Origin of the sequence: Citrobacter sp. Cpo071 (genome assembly GCF_030332765.1) — a bacterium.
Taxonomy (GTDB): Bacteria; Pseudomonadota; Gammaproteobacteria; order Enterobacterales; family Enterobacteriaceae; genus Citrobacter; species Citrobacter portucalensis.
Map to the genome: position 1 here is coordinate 743,562 of NZ_JAOWHE010000085.1, position 11,793 is coordinate 755,354.

Annotated in this window: 11 protein-coding genes; 5 read left to right on the forward strand and 6 right to left on the reverse strand. The window is 52.9% G+C overall.

Translation table 11 applies throughout. From position 1 onward, the window contains the following. Positions 1–97 precede the first annotated feature (97 nt). The gene (locus tag OGY09_RS20685; protein ID WP_032943519.1) at positions 98–1,225 is read left to right on the forward strand and encodes a multidrug effflux MFS transporter; all 1,128 of its coding nucleotides are present in this window, start codon (positions 98–100) and stop codon (positions 1,223–1,225) included. Positions 1,226–1,418: 193 nt separating this feature from the next. Here OGY09_RS20685 and patD read toward each other — a convergent pair whose 3' ends face one another. From patD to OGY09_RS20715, 6 genes are all read right to left on the reverse strand, one after another. Continuing rightward, positions 1,419–2,846 carry an aminobutyraldehyde dehydrogenase gene (gene patD, locus OGY09_RS20690; protein WP_003833127.1) on the reverse strand — a complete coding sequence of 476 codons (1,428 nt, stop codon included), beginning with the start codon at positions 2,844–2,846 and terminating at the stop codon, positions 1,419–1,421. 21 nt (positions 2,847–2,867) lie between these two features. After that, positions 2,868–3,674 carry an ABC transporter permease gene (locus tag OGY09_RS20695; protein WP_003020204.1) on the reverse strand — a complete coding sequence of 269 codons (807 nt, stop codon included), beginning with the start codon at positions 3,672–3,674 and terminating at the stop codon, positions 2,868–2,870. After that, a complete protein-coding gene (locus OGY09_RS20700; protein ID WP_008784840.1) occupies positions 3,664–4,608 on the reverse strand; it encodes an ABC transporter permease in 945 nt (314 codons plus the stop codon). The genes OGY09_RS20695 and OGY09_RS20700 overlap by 11 nt, the downstream gene beginning before the upstream one ends. Next, positions 4,609–5,625 (reverse strand): ABC transporter ATP-binding protein, encoded by a 1,017-nt coding sequence (locus tag OGY09_RS20705; RefSeq protein ID WP_032943523.1) that lies wholly within the window; start codon positions 5,623–5,625, stop codon positions 4,609–4,611. It abuts the gene before it with no gap. Between the two features lie 16 nt (positions 5,626–5,641). After that, entirely contained in the window at positions 5,642–6,787 is a 1,146-nt protein-coding gene (gene ydcS, locus OGY09_RS20710; RefSeq protein ID WP_008784842.1) for a putative ABC transporter substrate-binding protein YdcS, read from the reverse strand. Between the two features lie 327 nt (positions 6,788–7,114). Then, on the reverse strand, positions 7,115–8,524 hold the full coding sequence (locus OGY09_RS20715; RefSeq protein ID WP_032943525.1) for an aminotransferase-like domain-containing protein: 1,410 nt from the start codon (positions 8,522–8,524) through the stop codon (positions 7,115–7,117). Positions 8,525–8,834: 310 nt separating this feature from the next. On the opposite strand from OGY09_RS20715, the gene OGY09_RS20720 reads away from it, so the two are divergent. The 4 genes from OGY09_RS20720 (at position 8,835) to OGY09_RS20735 (ending at position 11,793) form a co-directional block, all read left to right on the forward strand. After that, positions 8,835–10,238: a cytochrome ubiquinol oxidase subunit I gene (locus tag OGY09_RS20720; protein WP_032943526.1), complete on the forward strand. Its 1,404-nt coding sequence runs from the start codon at positions 8,835–8,837 to the stop codon at positions 10,236–10,238. Beyond that, entirely contained in the window at positions 10,238–11,248 is a 1,011-nt protein-coding gene (gene cydB, locus OGY09_RS20725) for a cytochrome d ubiquinol oxidase subunit II (protein WP_032943527.1), read from the forward strand. The genes OGY09_RS20720 and cydB overlap by 1 nt, the downstream gene beginning before the upstream one ends. Further along, entirely contained in the window at positions 11,248–11,373 is a 126-nt protein-coding gene (locus OGY09_RS20730) for a DUF2474 domain-containing protein (RefSeq protein ID WP_003020230.1), read from the forward strand. The genes cydB and OGY09_RS20730 overlap by 1 nt, the downstream gene beginning before the upstream one ends. Before the next feature lie 189 nt (positions 11,374–11,562). Next, on the forward strand, positions 11,563–11,793 hold the full coding sequence (locus tag OGY09_RS20735; RefSeq protein WP_003020233.1) for a DUF2554 family protein: 231 nt from the start codon (positions 11,563–11,565) through the stop codon (positions 11,791–11,793).

Sequence of the window (11,793 nt, forward strand, 5' to 3'; positions counted from 1 at the left end):
TGTCTGATATTTGATATTTAAAGTCCTGATAATGGTAATACGACATATTCCTTTCAGCAATAATGCCCGCCTGTTTTCTGTCTCTCTGGATATTGCTATGAACACACTTCGTCGCCCACCGCTGTGGCTTCTTACGCTACTGATTATGTTTCCACAACTGGTGGAAACCATTTACAGCCCGGCATTGCCGGGTATCGCTACCTCTTTTCACGTAAGCAGTGAGCGCGCGGCTCAAACACTCTCCGTTTATTTTGTTGCCTTTGCCGTCGGCGTAGCGATGTGGGGTTGGCTAAGTGACTGCATCGGACGACGTTGGGCGATGCTGGCAGGGCTTATCTGCTATGGAACAGGTTGCGCATTGGCCGTTGTTGCCACCGACTTCAGCGTTTTGCTGCTGGCGCGGATGATCTCCGCCGTCGGTGCGGCTGCGGGGTCGGTCGTAGTACAGACCATGCTAAGGGACAGTTATGAATCAACTGCGCTATCCCGCGTCTTTTCCGTGATGGGGGCCGCGCTGGCATTGAGTCCAGTTTTTGGCCTGCTAAGCGGAGGTTGGTTAGTGAGTCTGTATGGCCATACCGGTGTCTTTGTTGCCCTTGTGCTGTTGGCGTTGCTACTGCTAATACTGACAGCGACTATGCTGCCAGAAACCCGGCCCGAACATACGCTCAGCCCGAGGCTTGTCGCGCTGTTTTCCCGCATGATGCGGGACAGTGAGTTGCGGAAAAACGCCTTGCTGGTTGCCCTGCTGAACACCATGTTGTTTAGCTATTACAGCCTGGCGCCGTTTCTTTTTGGGCAATTAGGATGGAGCTCCAGAGCCTTTGGCTGGACGGGGTTGCTACTTGCGTTTGCTTCTCTGTCAGGTAGCCTGCTGAACCGAGGACTGTTAACGACAGGTCTGACGCCGGAGCGACTTGTACGTTATGCCTGTGTGCTGGCAGCGTTGTCAGGTCTCGTCGCGTGGTGTTTACAGCACTCTGCGTGGATCCTGATTCCGGTGTTCGGCGTGGTGATTGCCTATGGTATCGCCATTCCCAATGTGCTGAGTCAGGCGCTGCGTCACTACCGTGAACAGGCCGGTGCCGCAGGTGCTTTGTTCGGATTAAGCTATTACCTGTTACTTGGGATGATGCTGGGTTTAGCAGGCATGGTGCAGCAACTGGGGCTGGTTCTGAGCATCTGTGCCCTACTCGCCTGGCTTTGCAGCCTGGGCCGCAGATAAACCCGATGGCGATCCTGAAAGCACAAAGCCCCGGCTATATGCTGGGGCTTTGTTGTATCAATTAGCCTGACCTCGCGGATATTTCCAACTTACCGCCGTCCGATGGCGACGAGGCCAGTGGCGCGAATAGTATAGACACACGTATGCCAATATTTAGCTATCCGTGCCCCATTCGCCGATCGCGCTTAAGATATTACTCATGCTTGATCATAACATGGCGAATAACCGTGTAATCCTCCAGCCCATAAACCGACATATCCTTGCCATAGCCGGACTGTTTTTGCCCACCGTGCGGCATCTCGCTAACCAGCGTGAAATGGGTATTGACCCAGGTACAACCATATTGCAGGCGAGCGCTAAAGCGATGCGCTCGCCCAACATCCCGGGTCCAGACGGAGGATGCCAGGCCGTATTTCGAATCGTTGGCCCATGCCAGCACCTGATCTTCATCATCAAATACGGTCACGCTGACCACCGGACCGAAAACTTCCCGCTGCACGATGGCATCGTCCTGCTTCGCCCCAGCAAGCAGCGTCGGGGCAAAATAGTAGCCTGAACCATCCACTTTTTTACCGCCGGTGATGACCTTAATATGGCCCAACGCTTTAGCCTCATCGACCGCTTTAGTCACGCGATCGAGATGTGCCTGCGAGCTCACTGGTCCCAGCTCGGTCGATTCATCATTCGGCGGACCGATTTTCAGGCTGGCAACGGCGGCGCCAAGTTTTTCGACCAGTGCATCATAAATGCCTTTCTGGGCATAAATTCGGCAAGCGGCGGTACAGTCTTGCCCGGCGTTGTAATAACCAAAGGTCCGCACGCCGCTCACCACTGCATCCAGATCGGCATCATCAAAAATGATCACCGGAGCTTTTCCGCCCAGTTCCATATGCGTACGCTTAATTGACGGCGCGGTGTGCTGAATAATGTGTTCACCGGTTGCAATGGAGCCGGTCAGCGAAACCATACGCACTTTTTCATGACCGGTCAGCGGATCGCCCACCGTTTTACCGCGACCAAACAGCACGTTAATCACGCCAGCCGGATAAATGTCTTTGGCGAATTCGGCTAATTTAAGCGCTGTCAGCGGAGTAATTTCTGACGGTTTAATCACCACGCAGTTCCCCGCCGCCAACGCTGGAGCCAGCTTCCACGCAGCCATCATCAGCGGATAGTTCCACGGCGCAATAGAAGCCACCACACCCAGCGGATCACGGCGAATCATCGAGGTATGCCCTTCCAGATATTCACCGGCCGCCTGTCCTTGCAGGGTACGCGCCGCACCGGCAAAGAAGCGGAAAACATCGACAATAGCGGGAATTTCATCGTTGAGAACACAGTGCAGCGGTTTACCGCAGTTAAGTGATTCCAGCTCAGCGAAGGTTTGCGCGTTATCAGCAATAGCATCCGCCAGTTTCAGCAGCAGTTCAGAGCGGACTTTCGGCGTGGTTTGCCCCCAGGTGGCAAACGCGGCGTCTGCCGCACGTACAGCGGCATCAACCTGCATGGCTGACGCCTCAGCAATCTCCAGAATGAGTTCACCAGTGGCAGGGTTATAGACTGGCTGCTTTTCACCTTCACCGTTGACCAGCTCGCCATTAATCAGTAATTGATGTTGCATAGCAATTTCCCATATCGTCGTTTATTTACCGTTTCCGGCGAGAGTGTCGCCTTCACGCGTTAGCCACCAGGCCCCTAAAATTGGCAGTGTTGTCACCAGCATTACCAGCAATGCCACAACGTTGGTGACAGGCACATCCCGTGGACGGCCCAATTGATTGAGCAGCCACAGAGGAAGTGTTCTTTCATGTCCGGCGGTGAACGTTGTCACGATGATTTCATCAAACGACAAGGCAAACGCCAGCATCCCCCCCGCCAGAAGTGCCGATGCCAGGTTTGGCAGCACGACATAACGAAAGGTTTGCCAGCCATTGGCGCCAAGATCCATAGACGCTTCGACCAGACTCCATGAGGTACGGCGAAAACGCGCCACAACGTTGTTAAACACCACCACCACGCAAAATGTCGCATGGCCCACCACGATCGTGAGAAAACCCGGTTCCAGGTTGATGGTTTTAAACGCGGTCAACAGCGCAAGGCCGGTAATAATGCCTGGCAGCGCGATCGGCAATAGTAGCAACAGCGATATTGCACTTTTGCCAAAAAAGTCCCTACGCCACAGCGCGGCCGCGGCCAGCGTCCCCAGAACAAGGGCAATAGCTGTCGACAACGCAGCGATTTTAAGTGACAACGTCACAGACTCCAGAATATCGCTACGCTGCGCAGCAACGCTAAACCACTTCAGCGTTAATCCCTGGGGTGGAAAACTAAAAGCAGCCTCCTCAGTATTAAAAGCATAGGTGGCGATGATGAGGATGGGAAAGTGCAGGAAAATAACCCCGCCCCATGCCGCCAGTTTGAGTAGCCAGGGTGCGCGTTCAGAGTGCATCGAAAGCTCCCAGACGCTTCACGAACGCCAGATACAGTGCGATTAACACAATCGGCACCAGAGTAAATGCCGCCGCCATCGGCATATTGCCGATCGCCCCTTGTTGCGAATACACCATGTTGCCGATGAAATAGCCCGGCGGTCCCACCAGTTGCGGCACAATAAAGTCACCCAACGTCAGAGAGAAGGTAAAGATCGAACCCGCTGCAATACCCGGTATCGCCAATGGAAGCACCACATAGCGGAAGGTTTGACGCGGACGCGCGCCCAAATCAGCAGAAGCCTGTAACAGCGACGGCGGAAGTCTCTCCAGGGCGGCCTGTACCGGCAGAATCATAAACGGCAGCCAGATATAGACGAACACCAGGAAACGCCCTAACCCTGAAGTTGACAGCGTATTGCCGCCTACCGCAGGCAATGTCAGGAACGAAAGCAGCAACGGCTCCAGCCCAAGGTGGGTTAAAAACCACTGCGCCACGCCGTCTTTAGCCAACAGCAGCGTCCACGCATAGGCTTTAACGATGTAACTGGCCCACATTGGCAACATTACGGCAATGTAAAAAAAAGCCTTCATTTTGCCGCTGGTATAGCGAGCCATATACCACGCCATCGGAAACGCCAGAATCGCGCTGGCGATGGTGACTGCTACCGCCATCGTCAGAGTGCGCAAAATGATGTCGTAGTTAGCGGGATTAAACAGCGCCTGCAAATTCGCCAGCGTCAGGTCTGGTGTGACCGACATGGTGAAATCGTCGAAGGTATAAAAACCTTGCCACAACAGCGTCAGTAATGAGCCAAAGTAGACGATGCCAAACCACATCAGCGGTCCGAGGAGCAGCAAAAACAACCCCAGCCCCGGATTACGCCAGAAGTAACCTGAGATCCGGTTCAGGCTTGTCGACTGTGGAGGCGAATGTAAGACGTTCATAGCCATTCACCTCTCCTCAACCAGCGGTACCATCACGTCGCGTGACCAGGATGCTATCACCTGCTGACCTGGCGACAACGTTGACGGTAGCATTTCTCCCGTCAGGTTCGCCTGGCTAACCAGCAATTTTTCCCCTCCGGCGAGTTTTAGCTCAAACCGCGTCGCCGCGCCCTGGTACTGCACCGCCTGGATAACTCCCGTAGCCTGGACTTCTCCCCCGGCATCATTCAAACGAATATGTTCCGGGCGCAGGGAGAACATCCCCTGTAACCCGCAAACGTTCGCCGACATCGTCGCATCGAAGACATTGGACGTCCCGACGAAACTTGCCACAAACGGCGTACGTGGACGCATATACAGTTCACGCGGAGAATCTACCTGTTCAATGCGACCGTTATTAAACACCGCCACACGATCGGACATCGACAGGGCTTCCCCCTGATCGTGGGTAACAAAAATGAACGTGATGCCAAGAGATTGCTGTAATTTTTTCAGTTCCAGCTGCATCTGTTCACGCAATTTAAGATCCAATGCCCCGAGCGGCTCATCCAACAGCAGGACGCGCGGCTCATTGACCAGCGCCCGGGCAATCGCCACGCGCTGACGTTGCCCACCGGAAAGCTGCGACGGTTTACGCTCATGCACAAAACCAAGTGCAACCTTATCCAGCGCTTCACGTGCTTTCGCGTGGCGCTGTTTTTTATCGATGCCTTTGACCATCAGCCCGTAGGCGACGTTGTCGAGAATCGACATGTGCGGGAACAACGCGTAATCCTGAAATACCGTATTGACGTCCCGTTCCCAGGGCGGCAATTCGCTGGCCTGCTTACCAAAAATGGTAATTGCGCCGCCTGACAGCTGCTCAAACCCGGCAATCAGGCGCAGACAAGTGGTCTTGCCGGAGCCGGATGGCCCCAGCATAGAGAAAAACTCACCGTCGTTAATCGCAATACTTACCCCATCAACTGCACGAACATCCCCATACAAACGCGAGACGTTATGAAACTCCACTGCGTACGTCATAAAACCCCCAGCGGAATTAACGACCGCCCATAATGGCGATGTAATCCTGCGTCCAGCGACTGTAAGGAACGAATTTTCCACCTTCGGCAATCGGCGTTTTCCAGAAGGCAATTTTGTCAAAGTAGCTATAGCCGTTGGTTTCACAACCCTTTTCACCCAACAGAGGGCTGGCTTTACAACCTTCAGGTACCACTGGCAGAGAACCAAACCAGGCCGCTACGTCACCCTGTACTTTCGGGGTTAATGACCAGTTCATCCATTTGTAAGCACAAACCGGGTGTTTCGCTTCACTGTGCAGCATAGTGGTATCAGCCCATCCGGTAACCCCTTCTTTTGGGAAAACCGTGGCAATTGGCTGACCTTCGCCTTTCAAGGCGTTAGCCTGATAAGGCCAGGCGCTTGACGCCACCACGCCTTCGTTTTTGAAATCGCTCATTTGCACGGTGGTATCGTGCCAATAGCGATGGATCAGCGCGTGCTGATCGCTCAAGACTTTGATCACCGCCTGATACTGTTTTTCAGTGAGCTGATAGGGATCGGTAATACCCAACTGCGGCTGAGTGGCTTTAACGAATAACGCGGCATCGGCAATATAGATCGGGCCATCGTAGGCCTGAACGCGCCCTTTATTGCTTTTCCCATCCTCAAGTTTTTGCTCAACAAACACCACGCTCCAGCTATCCGGCGGCGTTGGGAAAATTTTGGTGTTATACATCAGCAGGTTTGGTCCCCACTGGTACGGTGTGCCGTAAACTTTTCCGCCAACGTTAAACCATTCGCCTTTTACCACGCGTGGATCGATGGTTTTCCAGTTAGGGATCAGCGCGGTATTAATTGGCTGAACGCGTTTTCCCATAATCAGGCGCAGTGAGGCATCACCAGAAGCGGTAACCAGGTCGTAGCCGCCTTTTGCCATCAGGCTGACCATTTCATCAGATGTGGCTGCCGTTTTTACATTAACCGCGCAGCCGGTATCTTTCTCAAACTGTGAGACCCAGTCATATTGTTTATCGGTTTGCCCACGTTCGATATAACCCGGCCAGGCAATAATATCCAGGCGGCCTTCCGGTTTATCTAATGATGTGGGGGGTTCGGCTGCCTGCGCAGTCATCAGCGTCATACTGAGTGCGCACAGGCTACTGAGGGCAAACTGCTTGCTCATAACGTCTTACTCCTGTCTAAAAAATATTGAGCGGCAGCCTTGCCGTAAATATATGTCCTTTTCTAAAAATAGTCGGGGTGTTGTAAGCGTTCCTGTTGGCGCAAGGAAATTTAATCAGGTTGTGAGCTAACGCTCATTACGCTACAGACTCTGACCTGGGGGTAATCTTCTGGAGTATAGACAAGGAGTTAGACGCAGAGGTGGCAATAGTATTAACTATTGATATTTTGTATGGACGCACCCGATATAAATAATACCGTGGTTCAGCATTCACTATTTCGAAAATAAGAACACGCTATTCATTTATATTGAATAGCGCGTTATGGTTTATTTCATCATTTCACGAATTAATTTACCAAGCTGTTTTACGGCCTGCTCTTCGCGATCTCCCCAGTGCCATGCCGTATTAAAACGAAAAAAACGTGTCCAGCTTCCCGAGGTCGAGAACATTTTCCCCGGCGCAATACTGATGTGGTGTGCCAGCGCATGGGTACTGAGCACACCGGCATCAAGCGGTTCCGGCAGCTCCAGCCACAGAAAATAACCGCTGTCGTTGTGGTGAATTTTGACCTCCGCCGGAAGATGACGCAGCAGCGTTTGCCAGGCCTGTTGTTTACGTTCCGCCAGTTGCCGACGCAAGCGCCGCAGATGCGCGTCATAGCGCCGGGTTGAAAGATAATCAACAAGGGCAAGCTGCATGGGCGAACTGGTAGATAAGGTGCTCATTAGCTGGAGTCGCTGAATACGCCGGGCATGTTTCCCTGCTGCCACCCAGCCAATACGAAATCCTGGTACCAGACACTTCGAGAAGGACGAACAATGCAGAACGCTGTCGGCGCGATCCCAGGCTTTGGCGGGCAACGGTTTTTCGCGGCCAAAGTACAGTTCGCTGTAAACATCATCTTCAATCAGTATTACGTGGTATTTTTCCAGCAAGGCGACCAGACGCGCCTTTTTCTCTGCGCTGAGCGTAAAACCCAGTGGATTTTGGCTGTTTGTCATTAGCCAGCAAGCTTTTACCGGGTACTCCTGCAACGCCTGCTCCAGCGCGGTGAGATCGATCCCCTCTTTTACGTCGGTGGCAATCGAAAGCGCCTTCAGACGTAATCGCTCCAGGGCCTGCAACGCCCCGTAAAAACAGGGGTTTTCGACAATTACCCAATCACCCGGTTCGGTGACTGCTTGCAGGCTCAGGTTGAGTGCTTCCATCGCGCCGGTGGTGATGACGATTTCGTCCGGTGAAATGGTCATCCCCTGTTGAGCATAGCGACGGGCAATGGCATGACGCAGCTCAGCATTCCCCGGCGGCAGGTTTTCAATCACGCTCATGGCGGTGGCAGTTTTACTCACCTGCGCCAACGAGCGGTTCAACTGCTGAAGTGGAAACAGACGCGGGTCGGGGAATGCGGAGGCAAAGGGCATCACTGACGCATCCCGGCTGGCCTGCAACATATCAAAAATGTAGGTATTGATATCCACCGCTTCATCGCGCATAACCTGCACCTGCGGTGCAGCAAGTTCACGTTCGGGGCGCGCGGCGACATAATAGCCAGACTGCGGTCGGGCAATAATCCGCCCCTGGCTTTCCAGCAACTGGTATGCGTGTCCGACGGTCATAAAACTCATTCCGCTGCTGACCACCTGCTCACGCAAGGATGGCAAGCGATCGCCTGGCTGCCATACGCCAGACGCAATTTGATCGCGAATTTGCTCTGCCAGTCGCTGGTACTTTTTCATTTTTCGTCCTGATTACCGGTGTCGGTGACAACCACTGTGTATATCAGTTTACATAATCAGGGTATTTTATTTAACTGTTATAGTTAACAGTTTTACAACATCGTTAATGACAGTTCTTTGCCTACGGCGCGTATTTCAAGAAGAGAACGCTATTCAATAACAGGAATCAAGCTTCCAGATTTCATATCAGCGAGTGCAACTTATAACAGCGCTGCAACTGTTATGGTTAAAAAGAACTGTTCTGTTTCTGCCTTCCATTGTTCCTCAGACTTAGAATTGCGCTAAATCAATTTTGCCTGCGGAGTTAAGCATGTTCGGTCTTGACGCGTTTCACCTGGCAAGGATCCAGTTCGCGTTTACGGTATCCTTTCACATCATTTTTCCGGCTATTACTATCGGGCTCGCCAGTTATCTGGCTGTGCTGGAAGGGCTATGGCTAAAAACGAAAAATCCCACCTGGCGATCGCTTTACCATTTCTGGTCGAAAATATTCGCCGTAAATTTTGGTATGGGTGTAGTTTCCGGGCTGGTGATGGCTTATCAGTTCGGCACCAACTGGAGTGGTTTTTCCGAGTTCGCCGGGAGTATCACTGGGCCGTTACTGACCTATGAAGTATTAACCGCCTTCTTCCTCGAAGCTGGTTTCCTTGGGGTGATGTTGTTTGGCTGGAATCGGGTTGGTCCAGGACTTCATTTCTTTGCCACCTGCATGGTCGCACTGGGTACCATTATTTCAACCTTCTGGATCCTCGCCTCCAACAGCTGGATGCAGACACCGCAAGGCTATGAAATAGTTAACGGCCAGGTCGTTCCCGTCGACTGGTTCGCCGTTATTTTCAATCCTTCATTCCCCTATCGTCTGCTGCATATGTCGGTTGCCGCCTTCCTGAGTAGCGCGTTGTTTGTTGCTGCCTCGGGGGCATGGCATTTGCTGCGCGGGAATAACACACCAGCAATTCGAGCGATGTTTTCGATGGCGCTGTGGATGACATTAATCGTCGCTCCACTGCAGGCCTTGATTGGCGATATGCACGGTTTGAATACGCTGAAGCATCAGCCGGCAAAAATTGCTGCGATTGAAGGACACTGGGAAAATCGCCCCGGTGAACCGACTCCGCTGCTGCTGTTCGGCTGGCCGGATATGGAGCAGGAACGCACCCGCTATGGGCTGGAAATCCCGGCGCTAGGCAGTCTGATCCTGACCCATAGTCTGGACAAACAGGTCCCGGCCCTAAAAGAGTTTCCTAAAGAAGACAGGCCCAACTCCACCATGGTGTTCTGGTCGTTTCGCATAATGGTCGGGCTAGGCATGCTGATGATCCTGTTGGGCGCGTTTGCCCTGTGGCTGCGCTATAAGCAGCGTTTATACACCTCGCGCCCTTTTCTGCGCTTTGCCTTATGGATGGGTCCTTCCGGTCTGATTGCCATCCTTGCCGGTTGGGTGACCACTGAAGTTGGCCGTCAGCCGTGGGTGGTTTACGGTCTGCAACGTACGGCGGATGCGGTTTCTGCACATGGCGATTTACATATGAGCATCAGCCTGCTGTCCTTCTTTGTGGTGTACAGCTCAGTGTTTGGCGTGGGTTACAGCTACATGATCCGCCTGATCCGTAAAGGGCCACAGGAAGATGACCCGACTATTCCGCCAACAGGCACGCCTGCCCGGCCGCTTTCAGCCGCCGTCCTCGATTCTCAACCGGAGGCACATCGCTAATGGGTATCGATTTATCAGTTATCTGGTTTGTAATTATCGTCTTCGCCACGCTGATGTATATCGTGATGGACGGTTTTGATCTCGGGATTGGCATTTTATTCCCAGCGATTCAGGACGCTGACGACCGCGATGTTATGGTCAACAGCGTAGCCCCGGTATGGGACGGCAATGAAACCTGGCTGGTATTGGGCGGCGCAGGATTATTCGGCGCTTTCCCCCTGGCCTATGCGGTGATCGTCGATGCGCTGACGATCCCGTTGACCCTGATGCTAATCGGCCTAATTTTTCGCGGCGTCGCGTTCGAGTTTCGCTTCAAAGCCACACCGGCTCACCGACCATTCTGGGATAAAGCCTTTATCGGCGGTTCAATCCTCGCGACATTCACGCAAGGTGTCGTGGTGGGTGCCGTAATCAACGGATTTTCCGTTACCGGACGCAGCTACAGCGGCGGTCCTTTCGACTGGTTGACCCCGTTCACGTTATTCTGCGGCGTTGGTCTGGTCGTGGCTTACGCCCTGCTGGGGGCGACATGGCTGGTGATGAAAAGCGAAAATCCGTTGCAGGATAAAATGCGCAGTGTGGCCAAAAAACTGCTGCTGGCAATGTTAGTCGTGATTGCCATTATCAGCCCGTGGACACCACTGGCACATAGCGCGATTGCCGAGCGTTGGTTTAGCCTGCCCAACCTGTGGTTCCTGATGCCTGTTCCGCTGCTGGTTGCACTTATCAGTCTCTGGCTGTGGCGTTCTCTGGGGCAACATAACTGCCATACGCTGCCTTTTGTATTGACACTGGGGCTGATTTTTCTCGGGTTTAGCGGGCTGGGGATCAGTATCTGGCCACATATCATTCCACCGTCTATTACGCTCTGGCAGGCGGCGGCTCCGGCACAAAGTCAGGGCTTTATGTTGGTTGGCGCACTGCTGATTATCCCGATAATCCTGATGTACACCTTCTGGAGCTATTACGTTTTCCGCGGCAAAGTTCAACATGGTGAGGGGTATCATTGATGCAACAAACAATCTGGAAACGCCTGATGTGGCTGGTGATCCTCTGGGGCGGCAGCGTGCTGGCCCTCGCCGCCGTTGGTATGTTCTTTCGTCTCCTGATGACAGCCGCCGGATTCAAGTCCTGATACTCTCCTTGCAAACAACCGGGCAGCACTGTATTGCCCGGTTGTGACAAATCCCAACACTGGCTAAACAAATATGTAAAAAACATCGAAATGGCAAAACAGAGATTGTCATTAACCCGATTAAAATATTGAATAGTCACCTGGCGAAATTATCGCCAATTCCGCAGCTAACGTACCAGAGGGTGCATGATGTTTAAGAAAGGGTTAACAGTGTTATTGCTGGCCAGCGCGCTTTTTTCCGGTCAACTTTTCGCTACTAATCAGGGACATGAATATCTTCAGGTGCAGGATGCCGATCATTTACTACGACACACGGCCGACAGCGATGAACTTCGAGTGACGGCGGAAGAATCCGCCGCCGATCTTCGTGAACACCATCACTGGCAAAAATCACGCAAACCCGATACACATCTGAGCTAA

What these genes read in the sequence shown, in the direction of transcription:
- OGY09_RS20730 (WP_003020230.1), top strand. Translation starts at nt 11,248, where the DNA reads ATGCAACAAACAATCTGGAAACGCCTGATGTGGCTGGTGATCCTCTGG.
- patD (WP_003833127.1), bottom strand. Translation starts at nt 2,846, where the DNA reads ATGCAACATCAATTACTGATTAATGGCGAGCTGGTCAACGGTGAAGGT.
- OGY09_RS20695 (WP_003020204.1), bottom strand. Translation starts at nt 3,674, where the DNA reads ATGCACTCTGAACGCGCACCCTGGCTACTCAAACTGGCGGCATGGGGC.
- OGY09_RS20700 (WP_008784840.1), bottom strand. Translation starts at nt 4,608, where the DNA reads ATGGCTATGAACGTCTTACATTCGCCTCCACAGTCGACAAGCCTGAAC.
- OGY09_RS20705 (WP_032943523.1), bottom strand. Translation starts at nt 5,625, where the DNA reads ATGACGTACGCAGTGGAGTTTCATAACGTCTCGCGTTTGTATGGGGAT.
- OGY09_RS20720 (WP_032943526.1), top strand. Translation starts at nt 8,835, where the DNA reads ATGTTCGGTCTTGACGCGTTTCACCTGGCAAGGATCCAGTTCGCGTTT.
- OGY09_RS20735 (WP_003020233.1), top strand. Translation starts at nt 11,563, where the DNA reads ATGTTTAAGAAAGGGTTAACAGTGTTATTGCTGGCCAGCGCGCTTTTT.
- ydcS (WP_008784842.1), bottom strand. Translation starts at nt 6,787, where the DNA reads ATGAGCAAGCAGTTTGCCCTCAGTAGCCTGTGCGCACTCAGTATGACG.
- OGY09_RS20715 (WP_032943525.1), bottom strand. Translation starts at nt 8,524, where the DNA reads ATGAAAAAGTACCAGCGACTGGCAGAGCAAATTCGCGATCAAATTGCG.
- OGY09_RS20685 (WP_032943519.1), top strand. Translation starts at nt 98, where the DNA reads ATGAACACACTTCGTCGCCCACCGCTGTGGCTTCTTACGCTACTGATT.
- cydB (WP_032943527.1), top strand. Translation starts at nt 10,238, where the DNA reads ATGGGTATCGATTTATCAGTTATCTGGTTTGTAATTATCGTCTTCGCC.